The 19,167-nt window shown below is 56.8% G+C and carries 20 protein-coding genes and 1 riboswitch; of the genes, 17 read left to right on the top strand and 3 right to left on the bottom strand.

Annotation, left to right across the window (positions count from 1 at the left end):
* Positions 1-38 precede the first annotated feature (38 nt).
* From ybeY to ACR0CW_RS12895, 8 genes are all read left to right on the top strand, one after another.
* Entirely contained in the window at positions 39-533 is a 495-nt protein-coding gene (gene ybeY / locus ACR0CW_RS12930) for an rRNA maturation RNase YbeY (RefSeq protein ID WP_480788108.1), read from the top strand.
* A 36-nt stretch (positions 534-569) separates the two neighbouring features.
* A complete protein-coding gene (locus ACR0CW_RS12925; protein ID WP_155148934.1) occupies positions 570-1,457 on the top strand; it encodes a hemolysin family protein in 888 nt (295 codons plus the stop codon).
* Complete coding sequence (gene lnt / locus ACR0CW_RS12920) at positions 1,454-2,953, top strand: apolipoprotein N-acyltransferase (RefSeq protein ID WP_480788107.1); 1,500 nt, start codon at positions 1,454-1,456, stop codon at positions 2,951-2,953. The genes ACR0CW_RS12925 and lnt overlap by 4 nt, the downstream gene beginning before the upstream one ends.
* A gap of 48 nt (positions 2,954-3,001) precedes the next feature.
* Positions 3,002-3,050: riboswitch (SAM-SAH riboswitch) on the top strand.
* A 5-nt stretch (positions 3,051-3,055) separates the two neighbouring features.
* Positions 3,056-4,237, top strand: a complete 1,182-nt coding sequence (gene metK, locus ACR0CW_RS12915; RefSeq protein WP_155148938.1) for a methionine adenosyltransferase — start codon at positions 3,056-3,058, stop codon at positions 4,235-4,237.
* A gap of 114 nt (positions 4,238-4,351) precedes the next feature.
* Positions 4,352-5,065 (top strand): tRNA (guanosine(46)-N7)-methyltransferase TrmB, encoded by a 714-nt coding sequence (gene trmB / locus ACR0CW_RS12910; RefSeq protein ID WP_480788106.1) that lies wholly within the window; start codon positions 4,352-4,354, stop codon positions 5,063-5,065.
* A gap of 90 nt (positions 5,066-5,155) precedes the next feature.
* A complete protein-coding gene (locus ACR0CW_RS12905; protein ID WP_480788105.1) occupies positions 5,156-6,229 on the top strand; it encodes an amidohydrolase family protein in 1,074 nt (357 codons plus the stop codon).
* Positions 6,230-6,326: 97 nt separating this feature from the next.
* Positions 6,327-7,679 (top strand): 3-phosphoshikimate 1-carboxyvinyltransferase, encoded by a 1,353-nt coding sequence (aroA, locus tag ACR0CW_RS12900; protein ID WP_480788104.1) that lies wholly within the window; start codon positions 6,327-6,329, stop codon positions 7,677-7,679.
* Between the two features lie 5 nt (positions 7,680-7,684).
* Positions 7,685-8,311: a (d)CMP kinase gene (locus tag ACR0CW_RS12895; protein WP_480788103.1), complete on the top strand. Its 627-nt coding sequence runs from the start codon at positions 7,685-7,687 to the stop codon at positions 8,309-8,311.
* Positions 8,312-8,337: 26 nt separating this feature from the next.
* On the opposite strand, the gene ACR0CW_RS12890 is transcribed toward ACR0CW_RS12895, so the two are convergent.
* Complete coding sequence (locus tag ACR0CW_RS12890; protein ID WP_170334134.1) at positions 8,338-8,817, bottom strand: YHS domain-containing (seleno)protein; 480 nt, start codon at positions 8,815-8,817, stop codon at positions 8,338-8,340.
* Between the two features lie 217 nt (positions 8,818-9,034).
* Between ACR0CW_RS12890 and ACR0CW_RS12885 the strand changes: the two genes are divergently transcribed.
* Together ACR0CW_RS12885 and ACR0CW_RS12880 are read left to right on the top strand one after the other, a co-directional pair.
* Positions 9,035-9,550, top strand: a complete 516-nt coding sequence (locus ACR0CW_RS12885; RefSeq protein WP_170334131.1) for a hypothetical protein — start codon at positions 9,035-9,037, stop codon at positions 9,548-9,550.
* A gap of 181 nt (positions 9,551-9,731) precedes the next feature.
* Entirely contained in the window at positions 9,732-11,417 is a 1,686-nt protein-coding gene (locus ACR0CW_RS12880) for a tryptophan halogenase family protein (protein ID WP_155148951.1), read from the top strand.
* 97 nt (positions 11,418-11,514) lie between these two features.
* Here the strand turns inward: ACR0CW_RS12880 and ACR0CW_RS12875 are convergent, their stop codons facing one another.
* Entirely contained in the window at positions 11,515-12,990 is a 1,476-nt protein-coding gene (locus tag ACR0CW_RS12875) for a sulfatase family protein (RefSeq protein ID WP_480788102.1), read from the bottom strand.
* A gap of 437 nt (positions 12,991-13,427) precedes the next feature.
* On the opposite strand from ACR0CW_RS12875, the gene rpsA reads away from it, so the two are divergent.
* The 7 genes from rpsA (at position 13,428) to ACR0CW_RS12840 (ending at position 19,050) form a co-directional block, all read left to right on the top strand.
* Complete coding sequence (gene rpsA / locus ACR0CW_RS12870; protein WP_039532111.1) at positions 13,428-15,104, top strand: 30S ribosomal protein S1; 1,677 nt, start codon at positions 13,428-13,430, stop codon at positions 15,102-15,104.
* Between the two features lie 270 nt (positions 15,105-15,374).
* A complete protein-coding gene (gene ihfB / locus ACR0CW_RS12865) occupies positions 15,375-15,659 on the top strand; it encodes an integration host factor subunit beta (RefSeq protein WP_050603110.1) in 285 nt (94 codons plus the stop codon).
* Between the two features lie 7 nt (positions 15,660-15,666).
* Entirely contained in the window at positions 15,667-16,017 is a 351-nt protein-coding gene (locus ACR0CW_RS12860; RefSeq protein WP_170334128.1) for a lipopolysaccharide assembly protein LapA domain-containing protein, read from the top strand.
* A 9-nt stretch (positions 16,018-16,026) separates the two neighbouring features.
* Positions 16,027-16,671, top strand: a complete 645-nt coding sequence (locus ACR0CW_RS12855; protein ID WP_480788101.1) for a phosphoribosylanthranilate isomerase — start codon at positions 16,027-16,029, stop codon at positions 16,669-16,671.
* A gap of 46 nt (positions 16,672-16,717) precedes the next feature.
* Positions 16,718-17,053 (top strand): hypothetical protein, encoded by a 336-nt coding sequence (locus ACR0CW_RS12850; protein WP_155148959.1) that lies wholly within the window; start codon positions 16,718-16,720, stop codon positions 17,051-17,053.
* Positions 17,054-17,120: 67 nt separating this feature from the next.
* Positions 17,121-18,368: a tryptophan synthase subunit beta gene (gene trpB, locus ACR0CW_RS12845; protein WP_155148961.1), complete on the top strand. Its 1,248-nt coding sequence runs from the start codon at positions 17,121-17,123 to the stop codon at positions 18,366-18,368.
* A gap of 49 nt (positions 18,369-18,417) precedes the next feature.
* Positions 18,418-19,050: a class I SAM-dependent methyltransferase gene (locus tag ACR0CW_RS12840; RefSeq protein ID WP_480788100.1), complete on the top strand. Its 633-nt coding sequence runs from the start codon at positions 18,418-18,420 to the stop codon at positions 19,048-19,050.
* Here ACR0CW_RS12840 and ACR0CW_RS12835 read toward each other — a convergent pair.
* Entirely contained in the window at positions 19,038-19,160 is a 123-nt protein-coding gene (locus tag ACR0CW_RS12835; protein ID WP_480788099.1) for a hypothetical protein, read from the bottom strand. The genes ACR0CW_RS12840 and ACR0CW_RS12835 overlap by 13 nt on opposite strands.
* Positions 19,161-19,167: the final 7 nt, after the last annotated feature.

The following is a 19,167-nucleotide window of genomic DNA, read 5'->3' as shown; positions in this document are numbered from 1 at the left end:
GGCCTCTGATAAGCTGGGGCTTCAAGGAATATAGTGGCATGAACCTGGAAATATCCTTTGAGGACGCACGCTGGACCGACCTGGAGCTTTTGTCCGGGCGGGCGATCGCTGCTGTGTTGGCTCGGTTCGGGATCGATTCCGACGTTTGCGAAATCAGCCTGCTGGGGTGTGATGATACCAGAATTTCTGAGTTGAACGCTGAATTCCGTGAAAAGCCGTCGGCGACAAATGTGTTGAGCTGGCCTGCAGAAGATCTGGCCGCAGAGGAAGCGGGGCAGCATCCGTCTCTGCCGAGCCCTGATTTTACAGGGGAAATTGCTTTGGGTGACATCGCAATTTCGTATGATACATGTGCCCGCGAGGCGGAGGCCGCCGGAAAATCCATGGATGATCACGTGACCCATTTGATCATTCACGCAATGTTGCATTTGCTTGGTTACGATCACATTCGTGACCGCGACGCCACTTTGATGGAAAGCATCGAGGTCGAGATACTTGGCAAAATGGGTATTGATGACCCATATAATGGGTAATGTGGGCAATTCTGCCTGAATAGTTGGAACAGGATAATGGGCGATACAGACGGCAGTTCTAGGGCGGCGCAAAGCGCGCTTCCAGAGAACGGCAACAATGACACCGAAGAGAAAAGCGGATTTTTTACTCGAATAATTGATGCCTTCTCCTCGCATGGTGAGGAAGAGGCCGGGTTGATAAACGGCCACGAAAGCGTGAGTTCTCAGCCTCGGGGTATGATCAACCTGCGCCGGATGCGGGTTGAAGATGTTGCGATCCCGACGGCGGAAATCGTGTCAGTTCCCTCGACAATCGCCAAGGATGAGCTTGCGCAGGTGTTCCGCGACAGCGGCCTTTCCCGGATACCTGTGTATGATGGTACCTTGGATACGCCTTTGGGATTTGTGCACCTCAAGGATTTTGCCCTGACGCACGGATTCAATGGCGGGTCGTCCGAGTTCGATTTGCGATCAATGCTCAGAACGCTTCTGTTTGTGCCACCGTCCATGCCCATCGGGGTTCTGCTGACTAAGATGCAGACCGAGCGCCGCCATATGGCACTGGTGATCGATGAATACGGTGGTGTCGATGGTCTGTTGACGATCGAAGACCTGATTGAGCAGGTCGTTGGCGAAATCGCGGATGAGCACGACGCGGACGAAGATCAGCTGTGGATCCAGGAAAAACCGGGCTGCTATGTGGTTCAGGCCCGGGTCCCGCTTGAGGATTTTGAGGCCGAGATTGGCCGCTCGTTGACCAGCCACGAAGATGTGGATGAAGAAGAGATCGACACTCTGGGCGGACTGGTCTTCATGTTGTCGGGTCGTGTACCTGCGCGGGGCGAGGTTGTGTTGCATCCTGAAGGACCCGAATTTGAGGTGATCGATGCCGATCCACGCCGCATCAAGCGTCTGCGTGTCATGTTACCGGATATCGCTGCATGAACCCTGCCACAGGCTGGCCCTTTTGGCTGAGACTTGCGTTAGCAGCCTTGCTAGGCGCAGTTGGTGCTTATGGGTTGGCCCCATTCGGCTATTGGGGCGCGACACTGATTGCACTGGTGTTGATTGCCCCACTGTTTCTGGCCAGTGAAACCCGGGCCAGAGCAGCCTGGATTGGATGGTTCTTCGCAACCGGTTATTTTGTCCATGCGTTGAACTGGATCATCGAACCCTTTCAGGTCGATGCGGACCGCCATGCCTGGATGGCACCTTTCGCCCTTGTTTTCATGGCGGGAGGGTTGGCCCTGTTCTGGGCACCTGCCTTTTGGATATCGCGAAGGCCAGCGTTTTCAGCTGTGCGACAGGGTGTATTGCTTGCTGTAGCTTTATCCATCACTGAATTCGCGCGAGGTTACGTGCTGACCGGATTTCCGTGGGCAGGTGTCTCGCAGGTTTGGGTGAACACGCCGGTCGCGCAGCTGTTATCCCTGATCGGTCCCTACGGATTGGCTGCACTGACCTTTGCCGCGACTCTGCCGTTGGGGGCTGCCTTGTCTGCACCCAAGGGGTCACGAGCAGTGGTTCTTCCTTTGGCTCTGAGTGTAGGCTTTGCTGTGCTGGCGCTGGGCTACGCATCGATCCGCCCGGCAGTAGTTGAAACCGAAAATACTGTGCGTCTGGTGCAACCCAATGCGCCGCAACATCAGAAATGGGATCCGGATTACGCGCCACTGTTTTTCGCGCGACAGATTGAGTTCACCGCAGCAGAGCCACGTCCAGATCTGATCGTCTGGCCGGAAACATCTGTTCCCGCCTGGTTGGCAACTGCTCAGCCTTATCTCAGCGCTATTGCACATGCGGCTGACGGAACGCCGGTCTTTCTGGGCATACAGCGCGGTGATGGTCCGCGTATCTACAACTCGATGATCTATCTTGATGAGAACGGGCGACAAGCGGGTCTTTACGACAAGCATCATCTTGCGCCGTTCGGTGAATATGTGCCCTTCGGTGATCTCATGGCGCGGTTTGGGATTTTCGGCCTTGCCGCGACCACCGGCAATGGCTTCAGTGCAGGACCCGGTGCTGCGCTGATGGATGCGGGTAAGCTTGGTAAAGCGTTGCCATTGATCTGCTATGAGGCGGTCTTTACGCAGGATGTACTGGCGGCCCCGGACAGGGCAGACTTTCTGTTGCAAATCACCAACGATGCCTGGTTTGGAACGCGGTCAGGGCCGTTTCAACATCTGGCACAGGCACAGATGCGCGCGATTGAGCAGGGCCTGCCGATGATGCGTTCGGCCAATACAGGCGTATCTGCGATGATTGATCCGCTTGGGCGGGTGACACACTCCCTGGCACTTGGTCAGGCTGGGTATGTGGACGCGACATTGCCCCAGCCACTGAAACCCACGATTTATGCCAGAATTGGCGATTTTCCGGTATTTCTGATGTTATCCGCCCTGTTTCTGCTGCTTGTGCGCAACGTCCGGAAGGATTGAGGCTAATTTCCGATTGACCCTTTGTTTTTCTGGGCGTATCCCGTCGGGCGCCTGTCACAACGGCTTCCTGACGTGGCAGGGAAATCTCAATGGAGCACTTTCATGTCCAGACAGAACTACACATTTACTTCGGAATCCGTATCCGAAGGGCACCCGGATAAGGTCTGTGACCGTATTTCCGATGCAGTACTCGACGCATTTCTGAATGAAGAACCCGAAGCACGCGTGGCGTGCGAAACCTTTGCTACGACCAACCGGGTCGTCATCGGTGGAGAAGTAGGTCTGTCTGATCAGGAAAAGCTGCATGACTACATGGGCCGTATCGAAGAAATCGCGCGCGCCTGTGTCAAAGACATCGGTTACGAGCAGGATAAATTCCACCACGAAACTGTTGAAGTAACAAACCTGTTGCACGAGCAGTCTGCGCATATTGCCCAGGGCGTTGATGCATCCAGCGACAAAGACGAAGGCGCTGGTGACCAGGGTATCATGTTCGGTTACGCGACGACCGAAACACCCGCACTCATGCCTGCACCGATCCAGTACTCGCACGCGATCCTGCGCCGTCTGGCCGAAGTGCGTAAGAATGGTACCGAGCCTGCGCTGGGCCCGGACGCGAAATCGCAGCTGTCGGTAATCTATCGTGATGGCAAGCCGGTCGGCGTAAGCTCGATCGTTCTGTCGACGCAGCATCTGGATGAATCCCTGACTTCGGACGATATCCGCAAGATTGTTGAGCCCTACATCACTGAATCCCTGCCCGAAGGCTGGCTGAGCGACGAGACCGAGTGGCACGTGAACCCGACGGGTAAATTCGTAATTGGCGGCCCTGATGGTGATGCCGGATTGACCGGCCGTAAGATCATTGTGGATACCTATGGTGGTGCCGCACCTCATGGTGGTGGCGCCTTCTCGGGTAAAGACCCGACCAAGGTTGACCGTTCGGCGGCTTACGCTGCGCGGTATCTGGCCAAGAACGTTGTGGCTGCCGGCATGGCCGAGCGCTGCACCATCCAGCTGAGCTATGCGATTGGTGTTTCCAAGCCGCTGTCGATCTACGCGGACGCACATGGCACAGGTCAGATCGCGAATGCTGAGATCGAAAAGGCAGTTAGCGAAGCCATGGACCTGACGCCGCGTGGCATTCGTGAGCATCTGCAGCTGAACAAGCCGATCTATCAGCGCACGGCAGCTTATGGCCACTTTGGCCGCGAACCGGATGCAGATGGTGGCTTTAGCTGGGAGCGCACCGATCTGGTCGACACCCTGAAAAAAGCAGTCTGATCTGCAAACATTACAAAGCGCGCCCTCCGGGGCGCGTTTTTCGTTGCGGGAGCGTCATGGTTCACCTGACCTCGCCTCTTGCAACGGTATCGGTCTCAAAGTAAGGCCACCGCCATGAGCACCGAGACCCCAAAACGCCCCCGCAGGAACTTTTATGGCCGCTTCAAAGGTAAAACCCTGAAGCCCAGCCAAAAGATCTATCTGTCCGAGGATCTGTCCGATCTTTCGCCGGGTGCAGTGGATTGGGAGACCAACCCCGAACGGACACCGATCGATCTGGATGCACGGTTCGGCGGCAAACCCGTCTGGCTGGAAATTGGCTTTGGTGGGGGCGAACATCTGGTGCATCAGGCACAGCAGAACCCGGACATCGGAATCATTGGCGCTGAACCTTTCATCAACGGTGTGGCCATGCTGTTAGGCAAAATCCGCAAGGCGGGTGTCGAAAATCTGGCGGTGCATCCCGGCGATGCGCGTGATCTGTTCGATGTGCTGCCAGATGCCAGCATTTCGCGCGCGTTTCTGCTGTATCCCGACCCATGGCCTAAAAAGCGGCACCACCGCCGCCGCTTTGTCACGCCCGAGCACCTTGAGCCGCTGGCCCGAGTGCTGAAGCCCGGATCGATTTTTCGGGTTGCAACGGATATTCCCGACTACGTTCGCCAGACCCTCGAAGAGGTTCCGCGCGCAGGCTTTGAATGGCTGGCTGAACGACCGTCCGACTGGCGCGAGCCTTGGGATGACTGGATCTCGACACGTTATGAGCAAAAGGCGCTGCGCGAAGGGCGGACACCTCATTATCTGACCTTCCGCCGGACCGAGAACTGATCCCTTTCAGATTTCTGTAATCCTGATCGCTATGCTAGGCTGGGAACGCCACGCGCGTTTCTTTCGCACAAGTATTTTTCAGGAATTGCCATGTCTGATATTCAGATCACAAATTGCCATACCCACTTATTCCACGGGCGGCATGTGCCCGAGGATTATCCTTATCCGGCGCTCAAGCCCTTCAAGAAAATGCCATGGCTTCTAAAGCTGCTGGCATTTGGGACCCGTCTGATCGGACAACATCCCGTTGCGGAAAAGTTGGATCGGCTATCGCGTTTCCAACAGGAAACTGCAGAAGACAGCCAACGGGATATTCTCGACAACATGCGGCGACACTATCCGGGCAACACCCGATTTGTCGTTCTGCCGATGGAGCTGTCTGCATTTGGGTACGGCGCACCAGAGGTTCCGCTTAAGGCCCAGCATGACGAGTTGGCCAAGCTCGCTGGTGACCCTGAGGTCGGTGGGTCTGTTATCCCATTTGCAACCATTGACCCACGTGCTGATCCGCAGGCAAAGGAGGTGTGGCGCGCAATTGACGGTCTGAAATTTCGTGGCCTCAAGCTATACCCCCGGCTGGGGTTTGCCCCGGATGACCCGGTATTGATGCAACATGTCTATCCTCGTCTGGAAGAAATGAACCTGCCGGTCATGTCTCACTGCTCGCGCGGTGGAGTACAGGGACGCTATCTGTCCGATTACTGGGCAGACCGGTACACAGAGCCCGAAGCGTTTATTCCGGTTATGAGGGCACATCCCAAGCTTAGGATTTGTCTTGCGCATTTCGGTGGGCAACGCGACTGGGAAGCCTATGCCAACCCGGATCGGGAGGATCCTCTGGACGATGCATTCAGCCAGAACTGGCAGGTGGAGATCCGGCGTATGATCGGCAGCGGAGATTATCCGGGCCTCTGGACTGACATCTCGTACACGCTGTTTCAGTTCGAGGACTATGCGCCTTTCCTGAGAATGTTCTTGACCGGCGATGATAAGGAAAGCGAGAGATTGCGCTCTCGGGTTTTGTTCGGGTCGGATTATTACATGACCCGTCAGGAAAAGCTGTCGGAGAAGGCAGTATGCATTCGTTTGCGGAATGCGCTGGGGGAAGAAGTGTTCCGGCAGATCGCCGAAGTGAATCCTGCAAAATGGCTGGGAGAGGCCTGACAAACGGCGTTGCGGTCAATGTGCATATCATTGCCGCTGGACCAAGCGGCCCCAATTCGCTAATCGGCCTAGGACTGATAGCGCAAAAGGAGCCCCCATGTCCGGACACGGCACGCCCATCCCGATGACCTCGCATCCCTGCGGCCCGCTGACCGGTACAGCTGAGGTGCCCGGAGACAAGTCGATCTCGCACCGTTCGCTGATCCTTGGCGCCATGGCTGTGGGTGAGACGAAAATCTCGGGCCTGCTTGAGGGCGAGGATGTTCTGGATACAGCCAAGGCGATGCGCGCCTTTGGGGCTGAAGTCACAGATCATGGCGGCGGAGAGTGGACCGTGCATGGTGTGGGTGTCGGCGGCTTTGCCGAGCCTGATCAGGTGATCGATTGCGGCAACTCGGGCACCGGTGTTCGACTAATCATGGGCGCGATGGCGACTTGTCCGATCACTGCAACCTTCACGGGCGACGCCAGCCTGAACAAACGTCCCATGGCGCGCGTCACCGATCCGTTGGCATTGTTCGGAACGCAAGCGGTCGGCCGTTCGGGTGGCCGTCTGCCGATGACCATCGTTGGTGCTGCTGACCCGACCCCGGTACGGTATGAGGTTCCGGTGCCGTCGGCTCAGGTGAAATCGGCGGTGCTGCTGGCGGGTCTGAACGCTCCCGGCCAGACCGTAGTGATTGAGAAAGAGGCCACGCGCGACCATTCCGAGCGTATGCTGGCCGGTTTCGGCGCAGAGATCACAATTGAAGACACGGATGAGGGGAGAGTGATCACCCTGACTGGTCGCCCCGAACTCAAACCGCAGGTCATCGCGGTTCCGCGTGACCCTTCCAGCGCGGCGTTCCCGGTCTGCGCGGCGCTTATCACGCCGGGATCGGATGTTCTGGTGCCGGGGATCGGTCTGAACCCGACCCGCGCGGGCCTGTTCACCACCCTTCGTGAGATGGGCGCCGATCTGACCTATGAGAATGAGCGTGAAGAAGGTGGCGAGCCTGTCGCCGATCTGCGCGCGCGCTATTCGCCAGACATGAAGGGCATCAATGTTCCGGCGGAACGAGCGGCCTCGATGATTGATGAGTACCCGGTTCTGTCCGTTATCGCGGCGAATGCCACCGGAACCACGATGATGGGCGGTGTCAAGGAACTGCGTGTCAAGGAAAGCGACCGGATCGACGCAATGGCGCGTGGTTTGCGCGCGAATGGCGTGACAGTCGAAGAGGGTGACGATTGGTGGTCGGTCGAAGGGCTGGGTATCGGCGGAGTGCCCGGTAACGGCACCTGCGAGAGCTTTCTGGATCACCGAATTGCCATGTCCTTCATGATTCTGGGGATGGGTGCAAAACAGGGCGTTACGGTTGATGATGCAGGCCCTATTGCCACATCTTTCCCGATATTTGAGCCTTTGATGGCAAGTCTTGGCGCTCAGCTGCGCCGGAACAACCGATAAATCTGATGCCGACAGCCAGCTTCACAGTCGCGATCGATGGGCCGGCAGCTGCCGGGAAGGGTACCATTTCCAAAGGTGTGGCGGCCCGGTTCGGGTTGGCACATCTGGATACCGGATTGTTGTACCGCGCCGTTGGGCGACGCACGCTGGATGGTGTTGACCCGGTTACCGCAGCGCAATCGCTAACTGCCGAGGAGCTGGAGCAGGGTGATCTGCGTACGGCCGATATCGCTCAGGCTGCATCGAAAGTTGCGGTTATTCCCGAGGTTCGGTCTGCGCTGGTCGACTTTCAGCGCGCCTTTGCCCGCAGGGCAGGCGGTGCTGTGCTGGATGGTCGGGACATCGGGACCGTGATCTGCCCGCATGCCGAAGTAAAGCTGTTCGTAACGGCGAGCCCTGAGGTCCGGGCTGAGCGTCGCTATCTGGAGCTGAACGCCAAAGGCGCAGATGTGACGCGGGAACAAGTATTGGTCGATGTGCGGGAGCGTGATTCCCGCGATGCCGCGCGAAGCGCGGCCCCTATGAAAGCGGCAGATGACGCCGTTCTTCTGGATACTTCAGATTTGAGCATTGATGACGCTTTGGCAAAGGCAATTGCGGTTGTGCAAAAGAAGCTGCCCGTAGCGGATTAACGCCACGGGCAGAGAGCAGGCGAAATTTAAAGTTCGCCCACAGCGATGCTCTTGATCTTAGACCACTGATCATCTGCAGTTTTTGCCGTGGCGGTTACGTCCTCCAGGAAGCTGGCGCGGGTTGCAGCGTTCAAGAACAGATAGAGCTTGCCATCGGCAACAAGATACTGATCCGGATCCCCGTCGAACTTTTTGCCAACAGATACCCCAAACGAGCAAAAGCCACCGTGCTGCGGAAGATAGGCTGCAGGGTTAGCCTCGAATGCCTCGCGGTTCTCGGATGAGGTGAAGTAGTAGGATGCACCGTCATACGTGGCCGAGTGGTTGGCAAATCCTTCGACCGGATTGCCGTCCTGAACCAGAGCAACCAGATCGACACCATGTGCCGCCAGCGGTGCACCACCCGCCGAGATACCATTCGAGACGTTGATTTCGTCTGCAGCAAAGGCGGGCGCGGCAATCAGGGGCAGAGTTGCGATAAGCGTGGTCAAAACAAGGGACTTCATTCTGTTTTCCTTTCAATTTGGGTTTGGGTCAGATGCGTTTCCGACCGGTATTGCGAAAGTAGGGACAGATGGCTGAACGTGTTATCGCAGGAAGGACAGCAAACATTGCAGAACGTTCAGAGTTTGGGATTATCCGAATATCCCGCTCACCAAGCTTTGTTTGGCCAGTGTGGAACCAGCTGCCTATTGTCGAGGTATAATTTGCAGGAGTGACCCAATGATCCGACTAGTCCTGATAATGATGTTTCTGGCCACAGGGCTTGCCGCACAAGAGGCTGAGCCACCGATGACTTATGAGCGGCTGGGTAAGATCATCTTTGCCCTTGATCCGGATGCGCAGCCGCAAGGTCCAGGGTTTGAGTTTACGGTGTCGGATGTGCCTGTGTTGGTCATTACCGATACAAATGCGGATCGAATGCGGGCCATGGTTGCGATCCGCAGCGCCGAAGAATTATCGAACCAGGACCTTCAGCGCATGATGCAGGCCAATTTCGATAGTACGCTCGATGCGCGTTATGCGATCGCAAACGGAACTCTGTGGGCTACGTATATTCATCCGTTGTCATCGCTGGAAAAGGACCAACTGATCTCAGGGTTGGCACAAACCGTAAATATCGCAAATACTTACGGCACCTTGTATTCTGGCGGCGCCGCGGAGTTTGGCGGGGGTGACAGCCATGATCTTCAGCGGGAGCTGATTGAAGACCTCTTGAAGAAAGGCGAGGAAATTTGAGGATCGTGTGGATTTCGCATCTGTTCTGATGGTGCGGAAACCGTTGCGTCACAGGCCCTAGCTGGATGCAGGAAAGCTGCTATAGTCTCTCATAAGCTAAAAGGGAAAGCTGCTCTACAAGCCCAAAAATAAAAAGGGCAAGCGGCTACAAAATCCCTCAAGCCAACAGGGACAAAAAAATATGAATAATCGTTTGCGCAAGATCACCATCGTTGGTGGTGGCACAGCGGGATGGATGACCGCGCTAATCTTGGACATGGTGTTTTCTCGCACCTCAGCAGAAAAGGATCGTCCGCGTATCTGCCTGATCGAAAGCCCCAATATCTCTACAGTGGGTGTCGGCGAGGCTACGGTGCCGCGAATGCCGGTCACTATCCGTCAGGCGGGCATTTCAGAGCGAGACTTTTTCCGCGAGACCAACGCGTCTTTCAAGCTGGGTGTGAAATTTTGCAACTGGAACAAGGACCCCAAGGGTAATCGCATCGACTATGTGAACCCCTTTGCCCACGGCCAGATGGTCGAGGGATTGGAGGCCGCCGAGTATTTCCTGCGCTTTGGCAACGGGGACCGGGATTTTACACAATCAATCTCGCCGCACGATCATCTGGGCCGCATGTGCAAAGGCGCACGCCAGCTTGGCCAGCCTGAGTTTGAGCAGCGGTTTGGATATGCCTATCATCTGGACGCTGTTAAATTTGCGGGCATGCTCACCAAGGTCTGCACCAAACGCGGTGTGGAGCATATTCAGGATGAAGTGCAGGCGGTTGAGCTGGATGAGCAGGGCAATGTCAGCCATCTGATGTTAGAGCGCAAAGGTCGTCACGACATCGAGATGGTCGTGGATTGCACCGGGTTCCGCGGGCTGATTATCAATCAGGCCCTTGGCGAGCCGTTCATGGACTACTCGGATTATCTGCCCAACGATCGCGCCATGGCGTTGCAGATCGAGCATCCTGATCCAGATAAGATCGAAAGCCTCACGCGTTCTACCGCGCTAGGCGCAGGCTGGACATGGCGGGTGCCGCTCTACAACCGTGTAGGCACGGGCTACGTGTTCTCATCCGCGCATCGAACGGATGATCAGGCGGCAGATGAATACCTTGAATGGCTGGGCGACAGTGGAAAGGGTGCGACGCCGCGCGTGATTCCGATGCGCGTCGGGCGTGTGCGCAATGCTTGGGTCAAGAACTGTGTGGCGGTCGGTCTGTCCGGTGGGTTTATCGAGCCGCTGGAGAGCACCGCGATCCATATGATCGATCACGCGGTGCGCTGGTTTGCCGAGCACCTGCCAACCCGGGATATCGAGCCGTCGCTGCGGGACAGATATAACCGGCAGATGGACAAGCTGTATAATGAGGTTCTGGAGTTTATCTGCCTGCATTATCGATTGGGCAACCGCACCGATGACCAATACTGGATCGACGCGCGCACCGAGATGAAACTGCCAGACCGGTTGGCCGAGAACCTGGAACTGTGGCAACACCGTTTGCCCATGGACCACGATATCGAGTTTGCCACGCTCTTCGACAGCCGCGTTTATCAGACGGTTCTTCTGGGCAAACAGGTCTATGATACGGGCTATGGTCCCGGTATCCGGGACCGTCTGCGGCCGTTGAAGAAACCGATTTGGTATCAGGGCATGAAGACTGCGAAAGCGGACCTTGCTCAGATACTCAAAATGATGCCTGACCACAAAACGCTGCTGCGCGATATACGCGGAGAGCTAGAGCAACCAGCCTTTGGTATGGCGGCCGCAATGCAGCCGACAGTGGCGATGCCGGGCGCAGCACCAGCACCTGTTGCGATCCAGAACATGCCCAACTTTGCAGAAATTCAAAGTGGCGAAAAGGATCTGCAATTGTTCTAGTGATTCTTTGCGATCCACTTGTTTAGCGGCGGTGACAGGAGTGGCCTGCACCGCGTGCTGATCAAGGGACCGCACAGAAGAGGCTGAAAGAGCTGAGCTAGAGCGCGGGGCCTTCGCGCAGCTTGTCCTGTTCGGACGGAGTTGGGGTGTGATTAAATACGAAGGCAGTGCGGCAGGCTTCTTCGCCGCCCAGTTCCTCGATCTTCTTGCGCTGATCAGCAAAGGCGCGGGCGTTGACTTCTTCAGGATCGCAGATTTCGCGTAAGCGCCGTCCGCCTTCAATCAATGCCGCCTTTACCTGTGGATCATTCACCCGATCCAGCGCGCGATTGACTTGTTCATGCGGATCAGATGCCAGATCGAACAACTGCGGCGGGTGACCCACGTAATATACGTATTTCCAACTGCCCCATCGCACCATGAAGCTGCCGGTTTTTGATCCGCCATCATGATATTCGCTGAACCCGGTTCGGTCAGCATCGTCCGGCGCGTTGGCCAATCCAACCAGAGAGGCGCCGGGTTGGTTGGCGTTTCCATCGTCATCTTCTACGCCGCAAACATCGCGGGCGGTGGCGGCTATGTCCGTCAGGTTGGTGCATGTCGTAACGCGTCGCCCCGCCGGGATGCCCGGGCCAGCCGCAATCATCGGAACGCCGGCGCTGGCCTCGTACAAGACCTGTTTGGTCCAGAAACCCTGATCGCCCATCATGTCACCATGATCTGACACATAGACCACAACGGTATTGTCTGCCTGACCACTATCGGAAAGGGCTTTTAGGATGCGCCCAACGCAATCATCCATCAGGGAGGTCAGGCCGTAGTAGGCTGCCTTTGCCTCTCGCATCTTCTGCTCATCAAAGTAGTCGTCGTAGTTGAAGAACGATGCGATGTTGCGCAGCTCCTCATGATTGGGCAGCCCTTCACCGTAGCCGACTGGCAGATCCATTTTGGCGGGATCATAGAGATCGTACCATTCCTTGGGGCAAGTCAGGGGATAGTGCGGACTGACCAGTGACACGAACGCGGCCCATGGCTGATCCTGACGCGCTGAGTCTGCGAGCCACGCCTCGGATGCCGCAGTGATATCCAGATCATAGTCGGTGTATGTGCTGGAGCCTACGCCCACGTCGCCCGCCAGTTCTGCCGCCGAATCGTATTCAGGTGGGTTTTCACGAAGCAGACCGACCGCCCAGCCGACACCGCCAACTACGTGCATCGGCAGGATTTCCTGCGAGAAGCCGTTGTCGTCCTCGGCGGACCGGAAGTGCAGCTTTCCGATCGAAACTACCTCTCGTCCGGCGTCCCTCAGCTGGCGCATCCAGCTCCGCGGCTGTCCGGTATAGGGCGTTGCGCTGTCCCAGTTTCCTGTCTTGTGAACCCAGTCACCCGTCGCGAGTGCCGCCCGCGTGGGGACGCACATGGGCGAGGGCGTGTAGGCGGATTCGAACATCGTGCCCCGTGCGGCCAGTGCGTCCAGATTTGGTGTTTTGACAATCGGATGGCCGGCGCAGCCCATGGCGTCTTTACGGTGTTCGTCTGAAATGATCACAAGAAAGTTGGGTTGCTGGCTCATAAGGTCCTCCGCTTTTGGCAAAGATGCGCTTTGCAGCTACTTTGTGCTTTTCGAAACGCGACATTCCTCACCGGAAACGGCCGGTTTGGACAGTCTGCCTGAGCGCGATCGCGCAATCCGTGTTTCTGCGGGATGCGCGAGTTTGGGATCCGAAGGGGTGATCAGGCTGATCGGCAGGATCGCGCCAAAGGTGCCCCGGGCCTTGCATAACAGGGCTTTGCTCTTGCACCTGCCGGGGAATCCGCCTATACGCGCGCTGTCGATACAAGGGCGGTCAACGTCCGGATGACGTTTCTGAGCAGGGCCGGGTAACCTCGGCCCTTTGTGTTTGTTTGCTCAGCGGCGCACCGGATCACGCCTGAAGACATCATGAAACAAGACCGGCGGAGACAACCGCTCGGCCAGCAAAAACGTACTGTAAAGGAAAATGACGCCACATGGCTAACGCATCCATGGAGGAATTCGAAGCCCTCCTGAATGAAAGCTTCGAAATGGACACACCCGAAGAGGGTTCTGTTGTCAAAGGCAAGGTTCTGGCGATCGAAGCCGGCCAAGCCATCATCGACGTAGGCTACAAAATGGAAGGCCGCGTTGATCTGAAAGAATTCGCAAATCCCGGCGAAGCTCCTGAAATCGCTGTTGGTGACGAGGTAGAAGTTTACCTGCGTGCCGCAGAAAACGCCCGTGGCGAAGCCGTCATCTCGCGCGAGATGGCCCGCCGTGAAGAGGCATGGGACCGTCTGGAAAAAGCATACGCCGACGACCAGCGCGTCGAAGGTGCAATCTTTGGTCGCGTCAAAGGTGGCTTCACCGTCGATCTGGGTGGCGCAGTTGCGTTCCTGCCCGGCTCGCAGGTTGACGTTCGCCCCGTGCGCGACGCTGGCCCGCTGATGGGTCTGAAGCAGCCGTTCCAGATTCTGAAAATGGACCGCCGCCGTGGCAACATCGTTGTTTCGCGTCGCGCAATCCTGGAAGAATCGCGTGCCGAACAGCGCGCCGAAGTCATCGGCAACCTGTCCGAAGGTCAGACCGTCGAGGGTGTTGTCAAGAACATCACCGAATACGGTGCATTTGTTGACCTGGGCGGCGTTGACGGCCTGCTGCACGTCACCGACATGGCATGGCGCCGTGTGAACCACCCCTCCGAGATCCTGACGATCGGCGAAACCATCAAGGTTCAGGTCATCAAGATCAACAAAGAGACCCACCGCATCAGCCTGGGCATGAAGCAGCTGCAAGAAGATCCGTGGGATCTGGTTGCTGCCAAGTACCCGCTGGGCTCGGTCCATCAGGGTCGCGTCACCAACATCACCGACTATGGCGCGTTCGTCGAGCTGGAAGCTGGTGTCGAAGGTCTGGTGCACGTGTCCGAGATGTCCTGGACCAAGAAAAACGTCCACCCCGGCAAGATCGTTTCGACCAGCCAGGAAGTCGACGTCATGGTTCTGGAAATCGACGGCGCCAAGCGTCGCGTGTCTCTGGGCCTGAAGCAGACTCAGCGCAACCCATGGGAAGTGTTTGCAGAAACACACCCCGAGGGCACCGAGGTCGAAGGCGAAGTCAAGAACATCACCGAATTCGGTCTGTTCATTGGCCTCGAAGGCGACATCGACGGCATGGTTCACCTGTCGGACCTGTCCTGGGACGAGCGTGGCGAAGATGCGATCCAGAACTACCGCAAAGGCGACATGGTTTCGGCCGTTGTCTCGGAAGTTGACGTGGAAAAAGAGCGTATCTCGCTGTCGATCAAAGCCCTGGGCGGTGACAAGTTCGCCGAAGCCGTGGGCGGCGTGAAGCGTGGCTCGGTTATCACCGTTGAAGTGACCGCGATCGAAGATGGTGGCATCGAGGTCGAGTACGAAGGCATGAAGTCGTTCATCCGTCGTTCGGACCTGTCGCGTGACCGTGCCGAACAGCGCCCCGAGCGTTTCTCGGTCGGTGACAAGGTCGACGTCCGCGTCACCAATGTCGACAGCAAGACCCGTCGTCTGGGCCTGTCGATCAAGGCACGCGAGATCGCCGAAGAGAAAGAGGCCGTGGAACAGTACGGTTCTTCCGACTCGGGTGCGTCGCTGGGCGATATCCTGGGTGCAGCGCTGAAATCCGGCGACTAATCCGGGGCACATCCCAAAGTGAATTTACGGCCTCGCACCATGGTGCGGGGCCGTTTTTGTTGCGAATCAATGTGTTCCAAATTCCAGCGTTTAATTTGAATATGTACACGCATTAAGTGTCCAAACCGGGGTTCAACCCCAAAAATTATCGAAGTTTCCTAAAAAAGGGGACCCGGACACACAGAGTTTACGTTCCCCCCCACGGCGTTTTTTCCTATACTGACCAGACCAGTAGACGACGTAACACGGTGACCTGGGAGGGTAGCACGCATGATCCGTTCAGAACTGATTCAGAAAATCGCCGACGAGAACCCGCATCTTTATCAGCGCGATGTCGAGCGGATCGTGAATACCGTTTTCGAGGAAGTAACTGATGCAATGGCACGCGGTGATCGGGTTGAACTGCGCGGCTTTGGCGCATTTTCAGTGAAAAAGCGGGACGCCCGGGTGGGCCGCAACCCAAGAACCGGCGAAACTGTGCAGGTCGAGGAAAAATGTGTGCCGTTTTTCAAAACAGGTAAGTTGCTACGGGACCGTTTGAACGGTAAAGCGTGATCTCATGATGCGCTACATTCGCTATGCTTTTCTTGCGATCCTCGGGATCGTTCTGGTTTCAGTTTCACTGGCCAATCGCCAGATAGTTGAACTGAAACTGATGCCCGACGCTTTGTCCGAGCTATTAGGCTTTAACCCATCCACCTCTCTGCCGCTGTTTTTAGTGGTCCTAGGGGGCGTGGTTGCCGGATTGGTGATCGGATTTCTTTGGGAATGGCTGCGCGAACATAAGCATCGTCGCGACGCCACCGCCAAAACCAGCGAAGTGCGCAAGCTTGAGCGTGAGGTCAAGAAGCTCAAGAAAAAGCAGAATCAGGGACAGGATGATGTTCTCGCCCTGCTGGACGAGGCAAGCTGAGGCCCTCTGATGTCGGACAATGTGAGCGTAAAGATCTGCGGATTGACCGCAACGGAACACGTGCGCGCTGCAGCTGATGCTGGTGCACGTTATGTTGGGTTTGTGTTCTTTCCCAAGTCTCCCCGACATTTGGAGATTTCCAAAGCGGCAGAACTTGCACATCTGGTTCCGGCCGGGGTTGCAAAAGTCGCGCTCACCGTAAACGCGACAGATGAGGACTTGGACCAGATTTTGGCGACCGTTCCGCTGGACATGCTGCAATTGCATGGCAAGGAAAGCCCGGATCGCGTTTCCGAAGTCCGGGACCGATTTGGTCTGCCGGTGATGAAAGCTGTAGGTGTGGCCGAGGCAGAGGATCTGGCTGCCATAGACCTTTATTCCGAGGTCGCGGATCAATTGTTGATCGACGCCAAACCACCGAGGCATTCAGAGTTGCCGGGTGGCAATGGGCTGGCTTTTGACTGGCGGTTGCTGGCCGGACGAAAGTACTGGAGACGACCCTGGATGCTTGCTGGTGGTCTGACGTCCGATAACGTGGCCGAGGCGATCCGCATGACCGGGGCGCGACAGATTGATGTCTCTTCAGGTGTTGAAAGTGAACCGGGGATCAAGGATCCGATCCGTATCAGAGACTTCATCGACGCGGCAAAGTGATCTGACCAATACCATGCTGCGTATCACTGGTCGGGGAGGATTAGTGATGCTGGCTGCGATTGGTGGAGTTTCCTTAAAACATTGGTACAACGCGCCCGAGTTCTTTTGGCGCGCGGGACGTGCGTTACAGCAGGCAAGGGGCGATGCGCTTTGCCTTCATGCTTCGGTCTTCCCCCATAACGGGCTCTATTTTTCTTACAGTGTCTGGCAGGATATCGAGGCCATGTTGACCTTTTCACAGTCTGGTCCCCATCGCCGGGTGCTGCAGGTGACAACGCGTCTGGCCAGCACTTACAGGTTTTGTCATTTCTCCTGTATCGCCGTGCCGTCCCAAGAGCAGGCCTTGCGTATCTGGAGTGAACGGGGTCTAGCCGCGAAATGATGCGTTTTGCCATGGCAAATCCTGCCGCCACCTCCTATGAACAACGGGCACGACGATGGAGACACCCATGGCCAATGATCTTTTCAACTCCTTCATGTCCGGTCCAGATGAGCAGGGCCGTTTTGGCATCTTCGGCGGACGGTTTGTCAGCGAAACGCTGATGCCACTGATCCTGTCGCTGGAAGAAGAATACGAGAAAGCCAAGGATGATCCGACATTCTGGGCCGAGATGGATGATCTCTGGGCGAATTACGTCGGTCGCCCGTCGCCCCTGTATTACGCTGAACGCCTGACCGAGCATCTCGGCGGCGCCAAAGTCTATATGAAGCGGGATGAGCTGAACCACACCGGTGCTCACAAGATCAACAACGTACTGGGCCAGATCATTCTGGCGCGCCGTATGGGTAAGACCCGGATTATTGCAGAGACCGGTGCGGGCCAGCACGGCGTGGCAACAGCCACCGTCTGTGCCAAGTTTGGTCTGAAATGCGTGGTCTATATGGGTGCACATGACGTTCAACGTCAGGCCCCGAACGTGTTCCGTATGCGTCTGCTGGGGGCCGAAGTCGTGCCGGTGACATCTGGTCGAGGTACGCTGAAAGATGCGATGAATGACGCGTTGCGCGACTGGGTAACCAATGTTCGTGACACGTTTTATTGCATCGGCACCGTGGCTGGCCCGCATCCCTATCCCGCGATGGTTCGCGATTTTCAGTCGATCATCGGTAAGGAGGCCAAGCAACAGATGCAGAAGGCCGAAGGCCGTCTGCCCGACACCATCATTGCCGCGATTGGTGGTGGTTCGAACGCGATGGGCCTGTTCTTCCCGTTCCTCGACGACAAAGAGGTCAACATCATCGGCGTCGAGGCAGGTGGTCGCGGTGTGAACGAAAAGATGGAGCATTGTGCGTCGCTGACAGGCGGCCGCCCGGGCGTTCTGCATGGCAATCGCACCTATTTGCTGCAGGATGATGATGGTCAGATCCTAGAGGGCTATTCGATTTCAGCAGGCCTGGACTATCCGGGTATCGGCCCGGAGCATTCGTGGCTGCATGAAGTGGGTCGTGCGCAGTATGTATCGATCACCGACAAAGAGGCGCTTGAGGCCTTCCAGCTGTGCTGCGCGACCGAAGGTATCATTCCGGCGCTCGAACCCAGCCACGCTTTGGCCCATGTGATGAAGATTGCACCTGATCTGCCCAAGGATCACATCATCTGCATGAACATGTGTGGCCGGGGTGACAAAGACATCTTCACCGTCGCCAAGCATCTGGGCTTTGACATGTCCGATACCGAAGGGCGCGACGCGGACTGAGTTTGCGCGAAGACTGTTCGCCCTAACTGAATTGTGTCAGGTTGCGCTTATGCGCAACCTGTCCTCACCAATCAGTACAAAGCAGCTCGATCAAAAATACGACGCTGCCGCCCCTGGCTGGGCGGACAAGATGCGTTTGCTTGGCTACTTTGATGCCTATCTGGGGTTTCTTTCAGTGGATCCATCCATGGAAATGGGTGGCAATGCGCTGGATGTCGGATGCGGAACCGGAGCGTTTGCCGAAGCGCGCGCAGTCGTGCAGCCCAAGGGGCGCATCACACTGCTGGAGCCGTCGGTGAAGATGCTGCAGCAAGCCAAACATGCATTGTCCGCCCGTGGTATTGACGCCGACACATCGCATTCCAGACTAGAGGATTTTCAGGCAAGCAGGCCTTTTGACTGTGTCATGGCGGCACATGTTCTGGAGCATTGCACTGACCCCGTGGCTGCACTGCGACAGATGCGAAATCTGGCAGAGCCGGGCGCCACACTGTGGCTGGTGGTCAGCAAACCTCATTGGTGCAATGCCATCATCTGGTTTCAGTGGCGGCATCGGTCTTACCGACCAGAAGCGGTGGCGGAAATGTTGGAGAAGGCGGGATGGCAGCTGACGGCTGAACACTGTTTTCCAACCGGTCCTCCATCGCGTACATCGCGTGGATATAGGGCTCATGCGGTCTGACCCCAGACGGTGTATGTGGCGCGTTTCGGAAGGCTGCAGATCGCATGGCTGCTTGCCAGTTCATTGGCAATAGGGGCAGCGATGAAGTGATGCTGCCCGCTATAACTCATGCGGCTG

The sequence above is a fragment of the Ruegeria sp. CH6 genome, assembly GCF_056537005.1.
The sequence above is the reverse complement of the archived record's forward strand: the minus strand, read 5'-3'. Positions and strand labels throughout refer to the sequence as shown.

What these genes read in the sequence shown, in the direction of transcription:
- ACR0CW_RS12880 (WP_155148951.1), top strand. Translation starts at nt 9,732, where the DNA reads ATGAATAATCGTTTGCGCAAGATCACCATCGTTGGTGGTGGCACAGCG.
- ybeY (WP_480788108.1), top strand. Translation starts at nt 39, where the DNA reads ATGAACCTGGAAATATCCTTTGAGGACGCACGCTGGACCGACCTGGAG.
- lnt (WP_480788107.1), top strand. Translation starts at nt 1,454, where the DNA reads ATGAACCCTGCCACAGGCTGGCCCTTTTGGCTGAGACTTGCGTTAGCA.
- ACR0CW_RS12905 (WP_480788105.1), top strand. Translation starts at nt 5,156, where the DNA reads ATGTCTGATATTCAGATCACAAATTGCCATACCCACTTATTCCACGGG.
- ACR0CW_RS12890 (WP_170334134.1), bottom strand. Translation starts at nt 8,817, where the DNA reads ATGAAGTCCCTTGTTTTGACCACGCTTATCGCAACTCTGCCCCTGATT.
- ACR0CW_RS12840 (WP_480788100.1), top strand. Translation starts at nt 18,418, where the DNA reads ATGCGCAACCTGTCCTCACCAATCAGTACAAAGCAGCTCGATCAAAAA.
- ACR0CW_RS12925 (WP_155148934.1), top strand. Translation starts at nt 570, where the DNA reads ATGGGCGATACAGACGGCAGTTCTAGGGCGGCGCAAAGCGCGCTTCCA.
- ACR0CW_RS12850 (WP_155148959.1), top strand. Translation starts at nt 16,718, where the DNA reads ATGCTGGCTGCGATTGGTGGAGTTTCCTTAAAACATTGGTACAACGCG.
- aroA (WP_480788104.1), top strand. Translation starts at nt 6,327, where the DNA reads ATGTCCGGACACGGCACGCCCATCCCGATGACCTCGCATCCCTGCGGC.
- ihfB (WP_050603110.1), top strand. Translation starts at nt 15,375, where the DNA reads ATGATCCGTTCAGAACTGATTCAGAAAATCGCCGACGAGAACCCGCAT.
- ACR0CW_RS12855 (WP_480788101.1), top strand. Translation starts at nt 16,027, where the DNA reads ATGTCGGACAATGTGAGCGTAAAGATCTGCGGATTGACCGCAACGGAA.
- ACR0CW_RS12895 (WP_480788103.1), top strand. Translation starts at nt 7,685, where the DNA reads ATGCCGACAGCCAGCTTCACAGTCGCGATCGATGGGCCGGCAGCTGCC.
- metK (WP_155148938.1), top strand. Translation starts at nt 3,056, where the DNA reads ATGTCCAGACAGAACTACACATTTACTTCGGAATCCGTATCCGAAGGG.
- ACR0CW_RS12875 (WP_480788102.1), bottom strand. Translation starts at nt 12,990, where the DNA reads ATGAGCCAGCAACCCAACTTTCTTGTGATCATTTCAGACGAACACCGT.
- trpB (WP_155148961.1), top strand. Translation starts at nt 17,121, where the DNA reads ATGGCCAATGATCTTTTCAACTCCTTCATGTCCGGTCCAGATGAGCAG.
- ACR0CW_RS12835 (WP_480788099.1), bottom strand. Translation starts at nt 19,160, where the DNA reads ATGAGTTATAGCGGGCAGCATCACTTCATCGCTGCCCCTATTGCCAAT.
- rpsA (WP_039532111.1), top strand. Translation starts at nt 13,428, where the DNA reads ATGGCTAACGCATCCATGGAGGAATTCGAAGCCCTCCTGAATGAAAGC.
- ACR0CW_RS12860 (WP_170334128.1), top strand. Translation starts at nt 15,667, where the DNA reads ATGCGCTACATTCGCTATGCTTTTCTTGCGATCCTCGGGATCGTTCTG.
- trmB (WP_480788106.1), top strand. Translation starts at nt 4,352, where the DNA reads ATGAGCACCGAGACCCCAAAACGCCCCCGCAGGAACTTTTATGGCCGC.
- ACR0CW_RS12885 (WP_170334131.1), top strand. Translation starts at nt 9,035, where the DNA reads ATGATCCGACTAGTCCTGATAATGATGTTTCTGGCCACAGGGCTTGCC.